Source organism: Pseudomonas urethralis, from assembly GCF_021602465.1.
Classification (GTDB): domain Bacteria; phylum Pseudomonadota; class Gammaproteobacteria; order Pseudomonadales; family Pseudomonadaceae; genus Aquipseudomonas; species Aquipseudomonas vlassakiae.
Window position 1 is genome coordinate 4,437 of the sequence record NZ_BQIJ01000012.1, and the last position, 23,729, is coordinate 28,165.

A 23,729-nucleotide genomic window follows, 5' to 3' on the forward strand; every position below is an offset into this window, starting at 1 on the left:
TCAGCTGTTGTTGTTATCGATCTTGATGGTTGGGTCTGCGCCGCTGATCAGTGAGTTGATGCTGGTGTTCGACCAGTTCACCCCCTCCAGCTTGATCGACACGTCAGCATTGGCCAGCCCGCCGGCTGCATTGAGCTTGCCCTCCGTACTGATCTGCAGGGTCGATTCGCCGCCCACGGTGGTGATTTTCAGGTAGTTGTCGATGGTCGTGCCACGTTCCCCCTGCAGCAGGTCGGTCAGGTCGAGGCGGTCGCCTTCGCTCAGCTTGAAGTCCTTGATCACGTCCTGGCCGATGTCGCCGGCTTTCCACACGAAGGTATCTGCACCGGCGCCACCGCTGAGGATGTCATTGCCCTTGCCACCGATCAGCATGTCGTTGCCGGCCCCGCCGAACAGCAGATCGTTGCCTTCACCACCGAGCAAGGTGTCGTTGCCGGTGCCGCCGAGCAAGATGTCGTTGCCTTTGCCGCCATCGAGGTAATCGTTGCCGCCCTGACCAAAGAGGATGTCGTTGCCACCGCCCCCCATCAGGGTGTCGGCACCGTCGTTGGTGCGCGACAGGTCGAAGTCGGTGTAATGCTCGCTGATGTATTGATGCATCACCTTGGCATCCACCAAGCTCGTGTCCACGCCTAGCTTCGTCGCGACGAAGGCCTGGACTGCCTCGATGCCGCTGCCGGGGATCGAGTCGAAACTCACCAGGTCGCCAAAGATGATGTCGTGTCCATCGCCACCACTGATGGTGTCGGCGCCGGCGATGGTCTGGTCGGTGTGGCCGAGGATCGCATCGGAGATCTTGCTCGGGTCGACGTTGACCTGGGGTACGCCGTCGCTGTCGAACGGTTTCAGGTCGGTGCTGCTGATGCCCGTACCCACGCCGACCGCCTCGACCGACGATAGCGCCGCGAGCAGTGCGAAGCTGGAGGTGGCGTTGCTCAGGGTATCGCTGGTCGTGGTGCTGCCGGTGCCCGCCAGCTTCGACAGCTCATAGCCTCCGTTGCCTTCGGCGTGGATCAGGCCGGTGGTTACGGCGCTCCACTTGTAGCTCAGGCTTAGCAGGTCGAAGCTGCGGGTTTCAGCGGTGAGCTTGCCGGTGGCGTCGATCGACACCCGGTTATTGGTGTCCAGCTGATAGTTGGTCAGGGTGTCGCCCATCTTGTAGCTGATGTTGCCGAGCAGTGTGTCGAGCTTGACCGAGCTGTTGGCCAGTGCCGGGTTGGTCTGCTCGCCGGTCTGGTAGTAGGTCGGCTGGCCGTCGGTGAGGAAGTAGGTCTGGTTGGTGCCGGTGACGCCGGCATTCTTCAGACTCTGGAACCAGTTGGCCGTCGTCTTGAACGCATCCTCGTAGTTGGTGCCGCCGTCCGCGCTCATGCCGCTCAGGGCGTTGAGCAGGGTCTTGAGGCCGGCATCGTTGAGGGTGACTGCAACGGTGCTCTTGACCTGCGTGGCGAAGTCCACCAGCAGCACGTTCACCGTGCCGACCCCGGTGGCCTTGGCATCCGCCAGCAGGGTCTGGAACGTAGTGGCCAGGGACGCCTTGGTCGCCTCGATACCGGTACTGCCCATGCTGCCCGAGGTGTCGACGACGAAGGCGAGGTTGTAGTTGGTACCGGCGGTCATGTGCAAGCCAGCGGTGTCGGCGATGATGATGTCGTCGCCGTAGGTGCCGGTTGTACTGTCGTTGGCGATGGTCAGCTGGGAGGTGGTGTAGTTGTCCGGGTACACCGTGACCTTGAGGGTGCCCTCGGTGGTGGCAAAGCTACCGCCGACCGACTCGGTGGAGGTCGAGGTGACCTTCACATCGAACTGGCCGCTGTAGTAGGCCGGTGGCTTGATCGTCAGGCTGTTCAGGGTCCAGCCGCTGACGTCGACCGCCGTGGCCCCCACGGTAGCGCTATGCCCGGCGCTGTCGCTGATCACCGAACCGGCCGGAATGCCCGCCAGCTTGACGCTCAGGGCCTCGGAACCGTCGGTGTCAGTCAGGTTGCTACTGATGCCCACCAGCTTGACGCTGCCGTTTTCCGGCCCTTCGTTGAGCTTGTAGCCATCGTAGTAGCCCTGGCCGCTGCTGCCGTGCAGGTCGGATACCGTAACGCCGGCGTTGGCCAGGGCGGTGACGTTCGGGTACATGGCGATGCTGGTACTGTTGAAGTCACCCACCGCGCCGCTGCCAACCTTGATATTGATGTCGTAGCTGCCCGGGCCCGACTGGTTGGCGTGGTAGACCTCCAGGGTGTAGTAGCCGCTTGTGGCTGGTGTATAGGTGCCCGCCACGGTGCCTCCAGTACCCCAGGTAGCCGTTACCACGTTCTTGCCGCCGATGTTCACCAACAGGCTGTCGTCGGCAGTCCCGCTGAAGGTGTAGGTCTTGCCGGCTTCCAGGTAGACCAGGCCGGAGGTCTTCGAACCGCTTTGTGCTGCAACGCTGGCGTCGGACTGCACATTGGTGGTGGTCTCGGACTTGGTGGCGGTGCCGGAGTTGGTGAAGACCGTTTTCAGCGCATCGCCGGTAATGCCATTGCCGTTGGTACCCAGGCCGGTCAGGGTGGTCCAGGTTTCCTTGGTCAGGCCCAGCGAGTTGACATTGTTGCTACCGATACTCAGGGTCGGCGTGTCAGCGACCGGGGTGATATCGACTTTCAGCGTGGTCTCGCTGCCCGGGGTGATACCGTCGGTGGGTTTGAACCTGATCTGCGCATAGTCGGCCTGGTTGTTTCCCACGCCAGAGCCGCCATAGCCATCGGCACCGGACTGGTTGGCCAACGGCACGAACTTGAGCTTGCCGGCAGCGATGTCGGCCTGGCTCACGGTCTGGTTGACCGTCACGTTCACCCAGGCGGTGCCGTTGTTGTACTGCAGGGTGCCGAGTGTCGGCAGCTGGGTGAAGGTGACGCCCAGGCTTGCGGTCGGGGTGTCGGCGTCGGTGACGTTGAAATTGCTCCAGTTCAGCACCAGCGCAGTGTCCTCCACGCCGGTGACGATACCTCCGGTGGACACCGGGGCATCGTTGACCGCCACCACGTTGACCGTGGCGGTCGCGGTGTTGGATACATTGACCCCGTCGGTGACCGTGACTGTGATGATCCGCGGCGTGGTGCTCGGGTCCTCGCTGGTGTTGACGAAGGTGATGTTCTTGATCGCCTGCAGGTAGTCGGCCAGCGAGGCGTTGCCTGTCAAGGTCAGGACTACCTTGCCGGCGACCACGCTGGAGGTGGCGGTGATGCCGTTGACGCTGCTGCCCAGGTTCAAGGCATCGCCGGCCTGGGCATTGGTCAGCGTCACGGTGGCACCGGCCATCTGCGAGCTGTCGAAGTCGGTGATGGAAATATCCAGGTCACTGATCGAGTTGCCGCTGCCGTTTTCGGTGAAGGTGGTCTGGAAGTCGGCGCCCGTCTTGCCGCTGGAGTCGTTGGCATCGAGGTCCAGCACCGGGGCTGGCTCGTAGAGTTGGGTAGTGATGCTGCCTGCGGCAGGGCTGATCGCAAGCCCCTCGAAGTTGCCGCCGGTGGCCGAGTCGATCTTGATGGTGAACTGCTCGGTGCCCTCGGCGATGTTGTCCTTCAAGGTTGGGATGGTGAACGTGGCCTGGTTGCTGTTGGCTTTTATCGTCACCGTGGCCACACCGGTGTAGTCGACGCCGTTGCTGGCGGTGCCGCTGTAGCTCAGCTTGACTACCACGTCGGTCTGCGGCGCATTGCTCAGGGTCAGCGTGTAGGTTGCGTTGTTGCCCTCGGCCACGGTGGCTGAGCCGGTGATGCCAAGGGTGGTGGTGTTCAACGTGTCGGTCACGGCGGTGACCGCTGGCGCCGGGTTCACCACCAGGCTTTCGAAGTTGCCGCCGGTGGCGTTGGTGATCGTGGTGCTGACCGTGGACGTGCCGATGTAGACGTCGTCGGCTGGCGCCGCCACGGTGATGCTGCCGGAAGACTGGCTGGCGCCGATGGTGATGGTCTGGCCGTTGCTCAGGGTCACGGTGACCGCTGTTTGCGCCGGGCTGGTCAGGGTTGCGGTGTAAACGATCTGGCCACCCTCGGCCACGCTAGGCGTTGCCGTCAGCGACACCGTCGTAGCGTCCTGCACATCGGTAACGGTGGTGCTGACTGGCGCCTGGTTGGCGACCAGATTTTCGTAATTGCCGCCGCTGACGCTGGTGATGTTGTTGGCGACCGGCGCGTGGCCTTGGTAAACGTCGTTGGTCACGGCGCCCGTGGCGGTGCCGGAGCTCTGGCCGACCGGAATGGTGATGGTCTGGCCGTTGGCCAGGCTGACCAGGACCGGGCTGCCGGTGACGGGCGCATCCACTGTGGCGGTGTAGACGATGGTGCCCCCCTCGGCCACGGAGGGCGTGGCGGTCAGGGTGACGGTGGTGGTGTCCCGCACATCGGTGACCGTCGTGCTGACCGTTGCCTTGTTCGCCACCAGGTTTTCGTAGTTGCCGCCGCTGACGGTGGTGATGCTATTGGTGACCGCAGCGTGGCCTTGATAGACGTCGTTGGTGACGGCGCCGGTGGCGGTACCGGAGCTTTGGCCGACAGGGATGGTGATGGTCTGGCCGCTGGCCAAGGCCACCACGACAGCCGAGCCTGTAACTGGGGCGGTGACGGTTGCGGTGTAGACGATAGTGCCGCCTTCGGCCACAGATGGCGTGGCGGTTAGCGTGACGGTAGAGGTGTCGATGGTGTCACTGACGGTGGTGACTGCCGCCGTACTGTTGATCGCCAGGTTCTCGAAATTGCCACCCGAGGCATTGGTGATGCGGGCGCTCACCTGACCGGCATCGATATACGGATCATCCGCTGGCGCGGCAACGGCGACGCTGCCGGAGGTCTGATTGGCGCCGATGGTGATGGCCTGGCCATTGCTCAGCGTGACCGTTACCACCGTTTGTGCAGCGTTGCTCAAGGTAGCGGTGTAAACGATCTGCCCGCCTTCGGCCACGCTTGGCGTCGCCGAAAGCGAAACCGTCGTGGTGTCCAGGACATCCGTGATGCTGGTACTGACCGGTGCCTGGTTGGCGACCAGGTTTTCGTAGTTGCCGCCGCTGACGTTGGTGATGCTGTTGGTGACTGCCGCGTGGCCTTGGTAGACGTCGTTGGTGACGGCGCCCGTGGCCGTCCCTGAACTCTGACCAACCGGAATGGTGATGGTCTGGCCGTTAGCCAGGCTGACTACGACCGGGCTGCCGGTGACCGGAGCACCTACTGTGGCGGTGTAAGTGATAGTGCCGCCTTCCGCCACGGACGGCGTGGTGGTCAGGGTGACAGTGGTGGTGTCTTGTACGTCGGTAACGGCGGTGCTGACTGGTGCCTGGTTGGCGACCAGATTCTCGTAATTGCCGCCGCTGACGTTGGTGATGCTGTTGGTGACCGCCGCGTGGCCTTGGTAAACGTCGTTGCTCACGGCGCCGGTGGCGGTACCGGAGCTTTGGCCGACCGGAATGGTGATGGTCTGGCCGTTGGCTAGGCTGACTACGACCGGGCTGCCGGTGACAGGGGCACCCACTGTCGCCGTATAGATAATGGTCCCGCCTTCCGCCACGGTCGGCGTCGCCGTCAGCAAGACGGTAGTGGTGTCTTGCACATCGGTGACCGCAGTGCTGACCGGTGCCTGGTTGGCGACCAGGTTTTCGTAGTTGCCGCCGCTGACGCTGGTGATGCTGTTGGTGACCGGCGCGTGGCCTTGGTAGACGTCATTGCTCACGGCGCCGGTGGCGGTGCCGGAGGACTGCCCGACTGGGATGGTGATGGTCTGCCCGTTGGCCAAGCTGACTATGACCGGACTACCGGTGACCGGCGCATTTACCGCGGCGGTGTAGACGATAGTGCCACCTTCGGCCACGCTGGGCGTCGCTGTCAGCGACACCGTTGTGGTGTCTTGTACGTCGGTAACGGCGGTGCTGACCGGTGCCTGGTTGGCGACCAGATTCTCGTAATTGCCGCCGCTGACGTTGGTGATGCTGTTGGTGACGGCCGCGTGGCCTTGGTAGACGTCGTTGGTGACGGCGCCCGTGGCCGTCCCCGAACTCTGACCAACCGGAATGGTGATGGTCTGTCCGTTGGCCAAGCTGACTAAGACCGGGCTGCCGGTGACCGGAGCCCCTACTGTGGCGGTGTAAATGATAGTGCCACCTTCGGCCACGCTGGACGTTGCCGTCAGCGATACCGTTGTGGTGTCTTGCACATCGGTCACGGTGGTACTGACGGACGCCTGGTTGGCGACCAGATTCTCGTAATTGCCACCGCTGACGCTGGTGATGCTGTTGGTGACCACCGCGTGGCCTTGGTAAACGTCGTTGCTCACGGCGCCGGTGGCGGTACCGGAGCTTTGGCCGACCGGAATGGTGATGGTCTGCCCGTTGGCCAAGCTGACTATGACCGGGCTGACAGTGACCGGCGCACCTACTGTGGCGGTGTAAGTGATAGTGCCGCCTTCCGCCACGGACGGCGTGGTGGTCAGGGTGACAGTGGTGGTGTCTTGTACGTCGGTAACGGCGGTGCTGACTGGTGCCTGGTTGGCGACCAGATTCTCGTAATTGCCGCCGCTGACGTTGGTGATGCTGTTGGTGACCGCCGCGTGGCCTTGGTAAACGTCGTTGCTCACGGCGCCGGTGGCGGTACCGGAGCTTTGGCCGACCGGAATGGTGATGGTCTGGCCGTTGGCTAGGCTGACTACGACCGGGCTGCCGGTGACAGGGGCACCCACTGTCGCCGTATAGATAATAGTCCCGCCTTCCGCCACGGTCGGCGTCGCCGTCAGCAAGACGGTAGTGGTGTCTTGCACATCGGTGACCGCAGTGCTGACCGGTGCCTGGTTGGCGACCAGGTTTTCGTAGTTGCCGCCGCTGACGCTGGTGATGCTGTTGGTGACCGGCGCATGGCCTTGGTAGACGTCATTGCTCACGGCGCCGGTGGCGGTGCCGGAGGACTGCCCGACTGGGATGGTGATGGTCTGCCCGTTGGCCAAGCTGACTATGACCGGACTACCGGTGACCGGCGCATTTACCGCGGCGGTGTAGACGATAGTGCCACCTTCGGCCACGCTGGGCGTCGCTGTCAGCGACACCGTTGTGGTGTCTTGTACGTCGGTAACGGCGGTGCTGACCGGTGCCTGGTTGGCGACCAGATTCTCGTAATTGCCGCCGCTGACGTTGGTGATGCTGTTGGTGACGGCCGCGTGGCCTTGGTAGACGTCGTTGGTGACGGCGCCCGTGGCCGTCCCTGAACTCTGACCAACCGGAATGGTGATGGTCTGCCCGTTGGCCAAGCTGACTATGACCGGGCTGCCAGTGACCGGCGCACCTACTGTGGCGGTGTAAATGATAGTGCCACCTTCGGCCACGGAAGGCGTGGCGGTCAGGGTGACAGCGGTGGTGTCTTGTACATCGGTGACCGCAGTGCTAACTGGCGCCTGGTTGGCCACCAAGTTTTCGTAATTGCCGCCGCTGACATTGGTGATGCTGTTGGTAACTGCCGCGTGGCCTTGATAGACGTCGTTGGTCACGGCGCCGGTGGCGGTGCCGGAGCTTTGGCCAACCGGAATGGTGATGGTCTGGCCGTTAGCCAGGCTGACTATGACCGGATTACCAGTGACCGGAGCACCTACTGTGGCGGTGTAAACAATGGTGCCACCCTCGGCCACGGACGGCGTGGCGGTCAGGGTAACGCTGGTGGTGTCTTGCACATCGGTCACGGTGGTGCTGACTGGTGCCTGATTGGCGACCAGATTTTCGTAATTGCCACCGCTGACGTTGGTGATGCTGTTGGTGACTGCCGCGTGGCCTTGATAGACGTCATTGGTCACGGCTCCCGTGGCGGTACCGGAGCTCTGCCCGACCGGGATGGTGATGGTCTGGCCGTTGGCCAAGCTGACTATGACCGGGCTGCCAGTGACCGGCGCATTTACCGCGGCGGTATAGACGATAGTGCCACCCTCGGACACGCTGGGCGTCGCTGTCAGCGACACCGTTGTGGTGTCCTGTACATCGGTAACGGCGGTGCTGACCGATGCCTGGTTGGCGACCAGATTTTCGTAATTGCCGCCGCTGACGCTGGTGATGCTGTTGGTGACTGCCGCGTGACCTTGGTAGACGTCATTGGTCACGGCGCCCGTGGCCGTCCCCGAACTCTGACCAACCGGAATGGTGATGGTCTGGCCGTTAGCCAAGCTGACTACGACCGGGCTTCCGGTGACCGGAGCCCCTACTGTGGCGGTGTAAATGATACTGCCGCCTTCGGCCACGCTTGGGGTCGCGGAAAGCGACACCGTCGTGGTGTCCTGCACATCGGTGACGGTGGTACTGACCGATGCCTGATTGGCGACCAGGTTTTCATAGTTGCCGCCGCTGACGCTGGTGATGCTGTTGGTGACCGCCGCGTGGCCTTGGTAGACGTCATTGCTCACGGCACCGGTAGCGGTGCCGGAGCTTTGGCCAACCGGAATGGTGATGGTTTGGCCGTTAGCCAAGCTGACTACGACCGGACTGCCGGTGACAGGGGCACCCACTGTCGCTGTATAGATAATGGTCCCGCCTTCCGTCATGGACGGCGTTGCCGTCAGCGACACCGTTGTGGTGTCTTGCACATCGGTAACGGCGGTGCTGACCGGTGCCTGGTTGGCGACCAGGTTTTCGTAGTTGCCGCCGCTGACGCTGGTGATGCTGTTGGTCACTGCCGCGTGACCTTGATAGACGTCGTTGCTCACGGCCCCCGTGGCCGTCCCTGAACTTTGACCAACCGGAATGGTGATGGTCTGCCCGTTGGCCAAGCTGACTATGACCGGACTGCCGGTGACAGGGGCACCCACTGTCGCCGTATAGATAATGGTCCCGCCTTCCGTCACGGACGGCGTTGCCGTCAGCGACACCGTTGTGGTGTCTTGCACATCGGTCACGGTGGTGCTGACCGGTGCCTGGTTGGCCACCAGGTTTTCGTAGTTGCCGCCGCTGACGTTGATGATGCTGTTGGTAACTGCCGCGTGGCCTTGGTAGACGTCGTTGCTCACGGCGCCGGTGGCGGTGCCGGAGCTTTGGCCAACCGGAATGGTGATGGTCTGGCCATTGGCCAAGCTGACTATGACCGGGCTGCCTGTGACGGGCGCATCCACTGTGGCGGTGTAAATGATAGTGCCGCCTTCGGCCACGCTTGGCGTCGCCGTCAGCGATACCGTCGTGGTGTCTTGCACATCGGTGACGGTGGTAGAAACCGGTGCCGGGTCGGCAACCAGGTTTTCGTAATTGCCGCCGCTGACGTTGGTAATGCTGTTGGTCACTGCCGCGTGACCTTGATAGACGTCGTTGCTCACGGCGCCGGTGGCGGTGCCGGAGCTTTGGCCAACCGGAATGGTGATGGTCTGGCCGTTAGCCAAGCTGACTACGACCGGGCTTCCGGTGACTGGCGCATTAACCGTGGCGGTATAGACGATGGTGCCGCCCTCGGTCACAGACGGCGTGGCCGTCAGGGTCACGGTCGAGGTGTCGATGGTTTCACTCACCGTTGTAACTGCCGGGGTACTGTTGATCGCCAGGTTCTCGAAATTGCCACCCGAGGCATTGGTGATGCGGGCGCTGACCTGACCGGCATCGAGGTACGGATCATCCGCTGGCGCGGCAACGGCGACGCTGCCGGAGGTCTGATTGGCGCCGATGGTGATGGTCTGGCCACTGCTCAGCGTGACGGTTACTGCCGTTTGTGCGGCGTTGCTCAGGGTAGCGGTGTAAACGATCTGCCCACCTTCGGCCACGCTTGGTGTGGCCGAAAGCGACACCGTCGTGGTGTCTTGCAAATCGGTAACGGCGGTGCTGACCGGTGCCTGGTTGGCGACCAGATTTTCGTAGTTGCCTCCGCTGACTGCAGTGATTTGATTACTGACGGCAGCGTGACCTTGGTAAACGTCGTTGGTGACGGCTTCCGTAGCGGTACCGGAGCTCTGACCGACCGGAATGGTGATGGTCTGCCCGTTGGCCAAACTGACTATGACCGGGCTGCCAGTGACAGGGGCGCCCACTGTCGCCGTATAGATAATGGTCCCGCCTTCCGCCACGGACGGCGTGGCGGTCAGGGTGACGGTGGTGGTGTCTTGTACGTCGGTGACGGCGGTGCTGACCGGTGCCTGGTTGGCAACCAGGTTTTCGTAGTTTCCGCCGCTGACGCTGGTGATGCTGTTGGTAACTGCCGCGTGGCCTTGATAGACGTCGTTGCTCACGGCACCAGTGGCGGTACCGGAGCTTTGGCCAACCGGAATGGTGATGATCTGTCCATTGGCAAGGCTGACTACGACCGGATCGCCGGTGACTGGTGCGTCGAGGGTCGCGGTGTAGATGATGGTGCCGCCTTCCGTCACGGACGGCGTCGCCGTCAGCGAAACGGTGGTGGTGTCTTGTACGTCGGTGACGGCGGTAGAAACCGGTGCCGGGTCGGCAACCAGATTCTCGTAGTTGCCGCCGCTGACGCTGGTGATGCTGTTGGTGACCGCCGCGTGGCCTTGATAGACGTCATTGGTCACGGCGCCGGTGGCCGTACCGGAGCTCTGGCCGACCGGAATGGTGATGCTCTGGCCATTGGCCAGGCTGACTACGACCGGGCTTCCGGTGACTGGCGCATTAACCGTGGCGGTATAGACGATGGTGCCGCCCTCAGTCACAGACGGCGTGGCCGTCAGGGTCACCGTCGAGGTGTCGACGGTGTCACTCACCGTTGTAACTGCCGCGGTACTGTTGATCGCCAGGTTTTCGAAGTTGCCCCCGGAGACATTAGTGATGCGTGCGCTGACCTGACCGGCATCGAGGTACGGATCATCCGCTGGCGCGGCAACGGCGACACTGCCGGAGGTCTGATTGGCGCCGATGGAGATGGTCTGGCCATTGCTCAGCGTGACGGTTACCACCGTTTGTGCGGCGTTGGTCAAGGTAGCGGTGTAAACGATCTGCCCGCCTTCAGCCACGCTTGGCGTCGCCGTCAATGATACCGTCGTGGTGTCTTGCACATCGGTAACGGCGGTGCTGACCGGTGCCGGGTCTGCAACCAGCTTCTCGTAATTGCCGCCGCTGACATTGGTGATGCTGTTGGTGACTGCCGCATGGCCTTGATAGACGTCGTTGGTCACGGCGCCGGTGGCGGTACCGGAGCTTTGGCCAACCGGAATGGTGATGGTCTGGCCGTTAGCCAGGCTGACTATGACCGGATTACCAGTGACCGGAGCACCTACTGTGGCGGTGTAAATGATAGTGCCGCCTTCGGCCACGCTTGGCGTTGCCGTCAGCGAAACGGTGGTGGTGTCTTGTACGTCGGTGACGGTGGTAGAAACCGGTGCCGGGTCGGCAACCAGATTCTCGTAATTGCCGCCGCTGACATTGGTGATGCTGTTGATAACTGCCGCGTTGCCTTGGTAGACGTCGTTGCTCACGGCACCGGTGGCGGTACCGGAGCTTTGGCCAACCGGAATGGTGATGGTCTGGCCATTGGCCAAGCTGACTACGACCGGGCTGCCAGTGACGGGGGCGCCCACTGTCGCCGTATAGATAATGGTCCCACCTTCCGTCACGGACGGCGTGGCGGTCAGGGTAACGCTGGTGGTGTCTTGCACATCGGTGACAGTGGTACTGACTGGCGCCTGGTTGGCGACCAGGTTTTCGTAATTGCCACCGCTGACGCTGGTGATGCTGTTGGTGACTGCCGCGTGGCCTTGATAGACGTCGTTAGTGACGGCGCCGGTGGCGGTGCCGGAGCTTTGGCCAACCGGAATGGTGATGGTCTGGCCGTTAGCCAAGCTGACTACGACCGGGCTTCCGGTGACAGGAGCACCTACTGTGGCGGTGTAAGTGATAGTGCCGCCTTCGGCCACGCTCGGCGTTGCCGTTAGCGAAACGGTAGAGGAGTCTTGTACGTCGGTGACGGTGGTAGAAACCGGTGCCGGGTCGGCAACCAGATTCTCGTAATTGCCGCCGCTGACATTGGTGATGCTGTTGGTAACTGCCGCGTGGCCTTGATAGACGTCATTGGTCACGGCGCCGATGGCCGTACCGGAGCTCTGGCCAACCGGAATGGTGATGGTCTGCCCGTTGGCCAGGCTGACTACGACCGGGCTTCCGGTGACTGGCGCATTAACCGTGGCGGTATAGACGATGGTGCCGCCCTCGGCCACGCTCGGCGTTGCCGTTAGCGAAACGGTAGAGGTATCTTGCACGTCGGTGACGGTGGTAGAGATCGTTGCCGGGTCGGCGACCAGATTCTCGTAATTGCCACCGCTGACGTTGGTGATGCTGTTGGTGACGGCCGCGTGGCCTTGATAAACGTCGTTAGTGACGGCGCCCGTGGCTGTACCGGAGCTCTGGCCAACTGGAATGGTGATGGTCTGGCCGTTGGCCAGGCTAACTACAACCGGAGTGCCGGTGACCGGCGCATTAACCGTGGCGGTATAGACGATGGTGCCGCCCTCGGCCACGCTCGGCGTTGCCGTTAGCGAAACGGTAGAGGTGTCTTGTACGTCGGTGACGGTGGTAGAGATCGTTGCCGGGTCGGCGACCAGATTTTCGTAGGTGCCACCGCTGACATTGGTGATGCTGTTGGTAACTGCCGCGTGGCCTTGGTAGACGTCGTTGCTCACGGCACCGGTGGCGGTACCGGAGCTCTGGCCAACCGGAATGGTGATGGTCTGGCCGTTAGCCAAGCTGACTACGACCGGGCTGCCGGTGACCGGAGCCTCTACTGTGGCGGTGTAAATGATAGTGCCGCCTTCGGCCACGGACGGCGTGGCGGTCAGGATGACAGTGGTGCTGTCTTGCACATCGGTAACCGTGGTGCTGACCGGTGCCTGGTTGGCGACCAGGTTTTCGTAGTTGCCGCCGCTGACGTTGGTGATGCTGTTGGTCACTGCCGCGTGACCTTGATAGACGTCATTGCTCACGGCCCCCGTGGCCGTCCCTGAACTCTGACCAACCGGAATGGTGATGGTCTGGCCGTTAGCCAAGCTGACTACGACCGGACTGCCGGTGACAGGGGCACCCATTGTCGCCGTATAGATAATGGTCCCGCCTTCCGCCACGGACGGCGTGGCGCTCAGGGTGACGGTGGTGGTGTCTTGTACGTCGGTGACGGCGGTGCTGACTGGTGCCTGGTTGGCGACCAGATTTTCGTAGTTTCCGCCGCTGACGCTGGTGATGCTGTTGGTAACCGCCGCGTGGCCTTGGTAGACGTCATTGGTCACGGCGTCGGCGTCGGTGGCGGTACCGGAGCTCTGGCCGACCGGAATGGTGATGGTTTGGCCGTTAGCCAGGCTGACTATAACCGGATTACCAGTGACCGGAGCCCCTACTGTGGCGGTGTAAATGATAGTGCCGCCTTCGGCCACGCTTGGCGTTGCCGTCAGCGAAACGGTGATGGTGTCTTGTACGTCGGTGACGGTGGTAGAAACCAGTGCCGGGTCGGCAACCAGATTCTCGTAATTGCCGCCGCTGACATTGGTGATGCTGTTGGTAACCCCCGCGTGGCCTTGGTAGACGTCATTGGTCACGGCCCCCGTGGCCGTCCCTGAACTCTGACCAACCGGAATGGAGATGGTCTGCCCGTTGGCCAAGCTGACTACGACCGGACTGCCGGTGACAGGAGCACCTACTGTGGCGGTGTAAGTGATAGTGCCGCCTTCGGCCACGCTTGGCGTTGCCGTCAGCGAAACGGTCGTGGTGTCCAGGACATCCGTGATGCTGGTGCTGACTGGTGCCTGATTGGCGACCAGATTTTCGTAATTGCCACCGCTGACGTTGGTGATGCTGTTGGTGACTGCCGCGTGGCCTTGGTAGACGTCGTTGGTGACGGCGCCCGTGGCCGTCCCTGAACTCTGACCAACCGGAATGGTGATGGTCTGCCCGTTAGCCAGGCTGACTACGACCGGGCTTCCGGTGACTGGCGCATTAACCGTGGCGGTGTAGACGATAGTGCCGCCTTCGGCCACAGATGGCGTGGCGGTTAGCGTGACGGTAGAAGTATCGACGGTGTCACTCACCGTTGTAACTGCCGCAGTACTGTTGATCGCCAGATTTTCGAAGTTGCCACCCGAGGCATTGGTGATGCGGGCGCTGACCTGACCGGCATCGAGGTACGGATCATCCGCTGGCGCGGCAACGGCGACGCTGCCGGAGGTCTGATTGGCGCCGATGGTGATGGTCTGGCCATTGCTCAGCGTGACGGCTACCGCCGTTTGTGCAGCGTTGCTCAGGGTAGCGGTGTAAACGATTTGCCCACCTTCGGCCACGCTTGGCGTCGCCGAAAGCGAAACCGTCGTGGTGTCCAGGACATCCGTGATGCTGGTGCTGACTGGTGCCTGGTTGGCGACCAGATTCTCGTAATTGCCACCGCTGATGCTGGTGATGCTGTTGGTGACCGCCGCGTGGCCTTGGTAGACGTCGTTGCTCACGGCGCCGGTGGCGGTACCGGAGCTTTGGCCGACCGGAATGGTGATGGTCTGCCCGTTGGCCAAGCTGACTATGACCGAGCTGACAGTGACCGGCGCACCTACTGTGGCGGTGTAAATGATAGTGCCACCCTCGGCCACGGAAGGCGTGGCGGTCAGGGTGACGGTGGTGGTGTCTTGTACGTCGGTGACGGCGGTGCTGACCGGTGCCTGATTGGCGACCAGATTTTCGTAATTGCCGCCGCTGACGCTGGTGATGCTGTTGGTAACTGCCGCGTGACCTTGATAGACGTCGTTGCTCACGGCGCCGGTGGCGGTGCCGGAGCTTTGGCCAACCGGAATGGTGATGGTCTGGCCGTTAGCCAGGCTGACTACGACCGGGCTGCCGGTGACCGGAGCCCCTACTGTGGCGGTGTAAATGATAGTGCCGCCTTCGGCCACGCTTGGGGTCGCGGAAAGCGACACTGTCGTGGTGTCCTGAACATCGGTGACGGTGGTACTGACCGATGCCTGATTGGCGACCAGGTTTTCGTAGTTGCCGCCACTGACGCTGGTAATGCTGTTGGTGACCGCCGCGTGGCCTTGGTAGACGTCATTGCTCACGGCACCGGTGGCGGTGCCGGAGCTTTGGCCAACCGGAATGGTGATGGTTTGGCCGTTAGCCAAGCTGACTACGACCGGGCTTCCGGTGACTGGCGCATTAACCGTGGCGGTGTAGACGATAGTGCCGCCTTCGGCCACAGATGGCGTGGCGGTTAGCGTGACGGTAGAGGTGTCGATGGTGTCACTGACGGTGGTGACTGCCGCCGTACTGTTGATCGCCAGGTTTTCGAAATTGCCACCCGAGGCATTGGTGATGCGGGCGCTCACCTGACCGGCATCGATATACGGATCATCCGCTGGCGCGGCAACGGCGACGCTGCCGGATGTCTGATTGGCGCCGATGGTGATGGTCTGGCCATTGCTCAGCGTGACGGTTACCGCCGTTTGTGCAGCGTTGCTCAAGGTAGCGGTGTAAACGATCTGCCCACCTTCGGCCACGCTTGGTGTCGCCGAAAGCGATACCGTCGTGGTGTCCAGCACATCGGTGACAGTGGTACTGACCGGTGCCTGGTTGGCGACCAGGTTTTCGTAGTTGCCGCCGCTGACGTTGGTGATGCTGTTGGTAACTGCCGCGTGGCCTTGGTAGACATCATTGCTCACGGCCCCCGTGGCCGTCCCTGAACTCTGGCCAACCGGAATGGTGATGGTCTGGCCGTTAGCCAGGCTGACTATGACTGGGCTGCCGGTGACTGGCGCATTAACCGTGGCGGTGTAGACGATAGTGCCGCCTTCGACCACAGATGGCGTGGCGGTTAGCGTGACGGTCGAGGTGTCGACGGTGTCACTCACCGTTGTAACTGCCGCAGTACTGTTGATCGCCAGGTTTTCGAAATTGCCACCCGAGGCATTGGTGATGCGTGCGCTGACCTGACCGGCATCGAGGTACGGATCATCCGCTGGCGCGGCAACGGCGACGCTGCCGGAGGTCTGATTGGCGCCGATGGTGATGGTCTGGCCATTGCTCAGGGTGACGGTTACCGCCGTTTCTGCGGCGTTGGTCAAGGTAGCGGTGTAAACGATCTGCCCACCTTCGGCCACGCTTGGCGTCGCCGAAAGCGACACCGTCGTTGTGTCCAGGACATCCGTGATGCTAGTGCTGACTGGTGCCTGATTGGCGACCAGGTTTTCGTAGTTTCCGCCGCTGATGCTGGTGATGCTGTTGGTGACCGCCGCATGGCCTTGATAGACGTCGTTGGTGACGGCTTCCGTGGTAGTACCTGAGCTCTGACCGATCGGAATGGTGATGGTTTGGCCGTTAGCCAAGCTGACTACGACCGGGCTTCCGGTGACAGGAGCACCTACTGTGGCGGTGTAGGTGATAGTGCCGCCTTCGGCCACGGACGGCGTGGTGGTCAGGGTGACAGTGGTGGTGTCTTGTACGTCGGTGACGGTGGTAGAAACCGGTGCCGGGTCGGCAACCAGATTCTCGTAATTACCGCCGCTGACGTTGGTAATGCTGTTTGTGACTGCCGCATGGCCTTGGTAAACGTCGTTGGTGACGGCGCCGGTGGCGGTACCGGAGCTCTGGCCAACCGGAATGGTGATGGTCTGGCCGTTAGCCAGGCTGACTATGACTGGGCTGCCGGTGACTGGCGCATTAACCGTGGCGGTGTAGACGATAGTGCCGCCTTCGACCACAGATGGCGTGGCGGTTAGCGTGACGGTCGAGGTGTCGACGGTGTCACTCACCGTTGTAACTGCCGCAGTACTGTTGATCGCCAGGTTTTCGAAATTGCCACCCGAGGCATTGGTGATGCGTGCGCTGACCTGACCGGCATCGAGGTACGGATCATCCGCTGGCGCGGCAACGGCGACGCTGCCGGAGGTCTGATTGGCGCCGATGGTGATGGTCTGGCCATTGCTCAGGGTGACGGTTACCGCCGTTTCTGCGGCGTTGGTCAAGGTAGCGGTGTAAACGATCTGCCCACCTTCGGCCACGCTTGGCGTCGCCGAAAGCGACACCGTCGTTGTGTCCAGGACATCCGTGATGCTAGTGCTGACTGGTGCCTGATTGGCGACCAGGTTTTCGTAGTTTCCGCCGCTGATGCTGGTGATGCTGTTGGTGACCGCCGCATGGCCTTGATAGACGTCGTTGGTGACGGCTTCCGTGGCAGTACCTGAGCTCTGACCGATCGGAATGGTGATGGTTTGGCCGTTAGCCAAGCTGACTACGACCGGGCTTCCGGTGACAGGAGCACCTACTGTGGCGGTGTAGGTGATAGTGCCGCCTTCGGCCACGCTCGGCGTTGCCGTCAGCGAAACGGTGGTGGTGTCTTGTACGTCGGTGACGGTGGTAGAAACCGGTGCCGGGTCGGCAACCAGATTCTCGTAATTACCGCCGCTGACGTTGGTAATGCTGTTTGTGACTGCCGCATGGCCTTGGTAAACGTCGTTGGTGACGGCGCCGGTGGCGGTACCGGAGCTCTGGCCGACCGGGATGGTGATGGTTTGGCCGTTAGCCAGGCTGACTACGACCGGACTGCCGGTGACAGGGGCACCCACTGTCGCCGTATAGATAATGGTCCCGCCTTCCGTCACGGACGGCGTTGCCGTCAGCGACACCGTTGTGGTGTCTTGCAAATCGGTCACGGTGGTGCTGACAGGAGCCTGGTTGGCGACCAGATTTTCGTAATTGCCGCCGCTGACGTTGGTGATGCTGTTGGTGACTGCCGCGTGGCCTTGATAAACGTCGTTTGTGACGGCTCCCGTGGCTGTACCGGAGGACTGCCCGACTGGGATGGTGATGGTCTGGCCGTTGGCCAAACTGACTATGACCGGGCTTCCGGTGACTGGCGCATTAACCGAGGCGGTGTAGACGATAGTGCCGCCTTCGGCCACGGACGGCGTGGCGGTCAGGATGACAGTGGTGGTGTCTTGCACATCGGTCACGCCGGTGCTGACTGGTGCCTGATTGGCGACCAGGTTTTCGTAGTTTCCGCCGCTGACGCTGGTGATGCTGTTGGTAACTGCCGCGTGGCCTTGATAGACGTCGTTGCTCACGGCCCCCGTGGCCGTCCCTGAACTCTGACCAACCGGAATGGTGATGGTCTGCCCGTTGGCCAAGCTGACTACGACCGGACTGCCGGTGACAGGGGCACCCATTGTCGCCGTATAGATAATGGTCCCGCCTTCCGCCACGGACGGCGTGGCGGTCAGGGTGACAGTGGTGGTGTCCTGAACATCGGCGACTGTCGTGCTGACCTCCGTCTTATTCGCCACCAACTTCTCGTAGTTGCCGCCGGATACATTACTAATGCTGTTGCTGACGGCTGGATGGCCCTGATAGACGTCATTGGACACGGCCGCCGTAGCAGTGCCGGAACTTTGACCCACCGGAATAGTGATGGTCTGGCCGTTGGCCAGGGCTACCACGACAGCCGAGCCTGTAACTGGGGCAGTGACGGTTGCGGTGTAAACGATGGTTCCACCCTCAGCCACCGATGGCGTGGCCGTGAGATTCACGGTCGATGTATCCAGGGTGTCGGTGACGTTGGTCACCGCTGGCGTGCTGTTGATCGCCAAGCTCTCGAAATTGCCACCCGAGGCATTGGTGATACGTGCGCTGACTTGACCGGCATCAAGGTAAGGATCATCCGCTGGCGCGGCAACGGCGACGCTGCCGGATGTCTGATTGGCGCCGATGGTGATGGTCTGGCCATTGCTCAGCGTGACGGTTACCGCCGTTTGTGCAGCGTTGGTCAAGGTAGCGGTGTAAACGATCTGCCCACCTTCGGCCACGCTTGGTGTCGCCGTCAGCGATACCGTCGTGGTGTCCAGCACATCGGTGACAGTGGTACTGACCGGGGCCTGGTTGGCGACCAGATTTTCGTAGGTGCCACCGCTGACGCTGGTGATGCTGTTGGTAACCGCCGCGTGGCCTTGGTAGACGTCGTTGGTGACGGCGCCCGTGGCCGTCCCTGAACTCTGACCAACCGGAATGGTGATGGTCTGCCCGTTGGCCAAGCTGACTACGACCGGGCTGCCGGTGACCGGAGCCCCTACTGTGGCGGTGTAAATGATAGTGCCGCCTTCGGCCACGCTTGGGGTCGCGGAAAGCGACACCGTCGTGGTGTCCAGCACATCGGTGACAGTGGTACTGACCGGTGCCTGGTTGGCGACCAGGTTTTCGTAGTTGCCGCCGCTGACGTTGGTGATGCTGTTGGTCACTGCCGCGTGACCTTGATAGACGTCGTTGCTCACGGCGCCGGTGGCGGTGCCGGAGCTTTGGCCAACCGGAATGGTGATGGTCTGGCCGTTAGCCAAGCTGACTACGACCGGGCTTCCGGTGACTGGCGCATTAACCGTGGCGGTGTAGACGATAGTGCCGCCTTCGGCCACAGATGGCGTGGCGGTTAGCGTGACGGTAGAGGTGTCGATGGTGTCACTGACGGTGGTGACTGCCGCCGTACTGTTGATCGCCAGGTTTTCGAAATTGCCACCCGAGGCATTGGTGATGCGTGCGCTGACCTGACCGGCATCGAGGTACGGATCATCCGCTGGCGCGGCAACGGCGACGCTGCCGGAGGTCTGATTGGCGCCGATGGTGATGGTCTGGCCATTGCTCAGGGTGACGGTTACCGCCGTTTCTGCGGCGTTGGTCAAGGTAGCGGTGTAAACGATCTGCCCACCTTCGGCCACGCTTGGCGTCGCCGAAAGCGACACCGTCGTTGTGTCCAGGACATCCGTGATGCTAGTGCTGACTGGTGCCTGATTGGCGACCAGATTTTCGTAATTGCCGCCGCTGACATTGGTGATGCTGTTGGTAACTGCCGCGTGGCCTTGGTAGACGTCGTTGCTCACGGCACCGGTGGCGGTACCGGAGCTCTGGCCAACCGGAATGGTGATGGTCTGGCCGTTAGCCAAGCTGACTACGACCGGGCTGCCGGTGACCGGAGCCTCTACTGTGGCGGTGTAAATGATAGTGCCGCCTTCGGCCACGGACGGCGTGGCGGTCAGGATGACAGTGGTGCTGTCTTGCACATCGGTAACCGTGGTGCTGACCGGTGCCTGGTTGGCGACCAGGTTTTCGTAGTTGCCGCCGCTGACGTTGGTGATGCTGTTGGTCACTGCCGCGTGACCTTGATAGACGTCATTGCTCACGGCCCCCGTGGCCGTCCCTGAACTCTGACCAACCGGAATGGTGATGGTCTGGCCGTTAGCCAAGCTGACTACGACCGGACTGCCGGTGACAGGGGCACCCATTGTCGCCGTATAGATAATGGTCCCGCCTTCCGCCACGGACGGCGTGGCGCTCAGGGTGACGGTGGTGGTGTCTTGTACGTCGGTGACGGCGGTGCTGACTGGTGCCTGATTGGCGACCAGATTTTCGTAGTTGCCGCCACTGACGCTGGTGATGCTGTTGCTGACTGCCGCGTGGCCTTGATAGACGTCGTTGCTCACGGCACCCGTGGCGGTACCAGAGCTTTGGCCAACCGGAATGGTGATGGTCTGGCCGTTAGCTAGGCTGACTACGACCGGGCTGCCGGTGACCGGAGCCCCTACTGTGGCGGTGTAAATGATAGTGCCGCCTTCGGCCACGCTTGGGGTCGCGGAAAGCGACACCGTCGTGGTGTCCTGAACATCGGTGACGGTGGTACTGACCGATGCCTGATTGGCGACCAGGTTTTCGTAGTTGCCGCCACTGACGCTGGTGATGCTGTTGGTGACTGCCGCATGGCCTTGATAGACGTCGTTGCTCACGGCGCCGGTGGCGGTGCCGGAGCTTTGGCCAACCGGAATGGTGATGGTTTGGCCGTTAGCCAAGCTGACTACGACCGGGCTTCCGGTGACTGGCGCATTAACCGTGGCGGTGTAGACGATGGTGCCGCCCTCGGTCACAGACGGCGTGGCCGTCAGGGTCACGGTCGAGGTGTCGATGGTTTCACTCACCGTTGTAACTGCCGGGGTACTGTTGATCGCCAGGTTTTCGAAATTGCCACCCGAGGCATTGGTGATGCGGGCGCTGACCTGACTGGCATCGAGGTACGGATCATCCGCTGGCGCGGCAACGGCGACGCTGCCGGAGGTCTGATTGGCGCCGATGGTGATGGTCTGGCCACTGCTCAGCGTGACGGTTACCGCCGTTTCTGCGGCGTTGGTCAAGGTAGCGGTGTAAACGATCTGCCCGCCTTCGGCCACGCTTGGCGTTGCCGTCAGCGAAACGGTAGTGGTGTCTTGTACGTCGGTGACGGTTGTAGAAACCGGTGCCGGGTCGGCAACCAGATTCTCGTAATTGCCGCCGCTGACGCTAGTAATGCTGTTGGTGACTGCCGCATGGCCTTGGTAGACGTCATTGGTCACGGCACCGGTGGCCGTACCGGAGCTCTGGCCAACCGGAATGGTGATGGTTTGACCGTTCGCCAAGCTGACCACAACCGGACTGCCGGTGACGGGCGCATCCACTGTGGCGGTATAGACGATGGTGCCGCCCTCGGTGACGGCAGGCGTCGCCGTCAGGGTCAGGGCGATGCTGTCTGGCACATCGGTGACACGGGTACTGACCGGCGCCGGGTTGGCCACCAGGTTTTCATAATTGCCACCCGAGACCCCGGTAATGCTGTTGGTCACCGGGACGTGCCCCTGGTAAACGTCGTTGCTAGCCGTCCCGGTGGCCGTGCCGAAGCTCTGTCCAACTGCAATGGTAATGGTCTGCCCATTGGCCAGGGTGATGAGCAGCGGTGCGCCGGTTACCGGTGCATCCACGGTGGCGGTATAGAGGATAGTGCCGCCCTCGGCCACCGAGGGCGTCGCGCTGAGTGTCACGGTCGAGGTATCGAGGGTATCGGTGACCGTGGTCAGCGCTGGTGTGCCGTCGATCGCCAACTGCTCAAAGTTGCCGCCGTTGGCATTGGTGATACGCGCACTGACCAGCCCACCGTCGGCATAGCGATCATCGCCCGGTGCGGCCACGTTGATGCTGCCGGAAATCTGGTTGGCCGCGATGACGATGCTCTGGCCGTTGCTCAGGGTCACGGTGACGGCAGTCTGGCCGGGGTTGCTGAGGGTCGCGGTGTAGACGATCTGGCCGCCCTCGGCCACGCTCGGGGTTGCACTCAGGCTCACCGTGGTGGTGTCCTGCACTTCGCTGATGCTGGTGCTGACCGGTGCCTGGTTGGCGACCAGGTTTTCGAAGTTGCCGCCGCTGACTGCAGTAATGCTGTTACTGACTTGCCCCGGCCCCTGATACACATCGTTGCCCACCGGCACGCTGACCGTACCGATGCTCTGGCCCACCGCCACGGTTATGGTCTGGCCAGTCGCCAGGGTCACCACAACTGGCGTACCAGTAACCGGCGCCGAGAGGCTGGCAGTGTAGAGGATGGTGCCGTTTTCGCTCGCCGAAGGGCTGGCGGTGAGGGTCACCGTGCTGATATCGGCCGAATCGCTGATCACGGTCACGGCGGGAGCAGGGTCGGCCTCCAGGTGCTCGAAGTTACCCCCGCTCACCGATGTGATGCTGGCGCTGAGCGTGCTCGTGCCTTTGTACACATCGTTGGCCGTCTGCACCGACACGCCGCCACTGCTCTGGCCCGCGCCAATGCTGATGACCTGGCCATTGGACAGGCTGACCGTGACGGCGGTCTGCGCCGGGTTGCTCAGGGTCACGGTGTAGGTGATCGCCCCGCCTTCGGCAACCGTGGGGCTGGCGCTGAGGGTGGCGGTGGTCGTGTCGATGCTGTCTACCACGCGGGTGTTGGCCGGGGTGCTGTCGATGCTGACGGGGAGGCCGCCACCACGGGTACCGGTGATGGTTACCGACAGCGTCTGGTCATCGAGGTATACCGTGTCGTTGGCAGGTACTGCGACCTTCACCGAACCACTGGTCTGCCCGGCGGCAATCAAGATCATCGCACCATTGGACAACGTCACGGTCAGCGCGCTGAGCGGGGCTTGGCCAACCGTTGCGACATAGACGATGGTGCCACCGTCCTCGCCGATCGACGGCGTCGCGCTCAGGGTCACCGCCGTACTTGTGTCTGCGGCAACGGTCGTGTCCAGGCCAGCGAACTGCTCGGAGCGCAGGCCCGCGCTGAAATCAAGCGGCCCGGTCTGGTAGCCGACAGTGGTGTCGACCCGTCCCGCGGTCTCCTCGAGCATGACGAAGCTGTGCCCGCCACCGAGCGCGCCATTGCTGCTACCAGACGGCGTGACGCCCGCAGCCGTTGCCTCCAGCGCGGTAGTAGGGTCGGCGCCCGCCTGGATGGCCTGCTGCAGTTGCTCCACCGACGGCGCCGCCTGGGCGGTGGCCAGGGCCATGTCGGTACTATTGTCGGGCATGCCAGCGCTCCACTGGCTGTCGCGACCCAGGTCCAGATAGCGCCCGTCGGGTAGCTGAAGGGTGACGGCCCCCCCTGCGCCCGTCAGTACCTGCTCGCCTGCATACAGGCGGTCTCCCTCGATGAGCAGGCGGCGGATGCCCTCTGGGGATACCGCGATGACTTGGCCAACAATGCTTTTGACGATGGCAACTACCGTGCTCATGGGGCTCTCCAGGTGACTCGACCAGTACTGTCCATGCCCCGCTAACGGGCTTGTGGAATGATTAGAAAGTGCCTTTATTCAATGAACATAAAACGTTGGCTCGCTAAAAGTTCGAGAGCTGGAAGACTGACGAAATATTGACTGCAACGGCCCTGCGACGAAGCTCGGGCAATCTAAAGTCATATCGTTAAATAGCCGCTTGCCAACTCTCACTTTCGTATTAGTTGCAAGGTGTTTTCGAT

Annotated in this window: 1 protein-coding gene; it reads right to left on the bottom strand. The window is 62.2% G+C overall.

What is annotated here, in order from left to right; genetic code table 11:
- Positions 1-23,487, bottom strand: a complete 23,487-nt coding sequence (locus L6D64_RS18770) for an immunoglobulin-like domain-containing protein (RefSeq protein ID WP_236192529.1) — start codon at positions 23,485-23,487, stop codon at positions 1-3.
- Positions 23,488-23,729 lie beyond the last annotated feature (242 nt).

What these genes read in the sequence shown, in the direction of transcription:
- L6D64_RS18770 (WP_236192529.1), bottom strand. Translation starts at nt 23,487, where the DNA reads ATGAGCACGGTAGTTGCCATCGTCAAAAGCATTGTTGGCCAAGTCATC.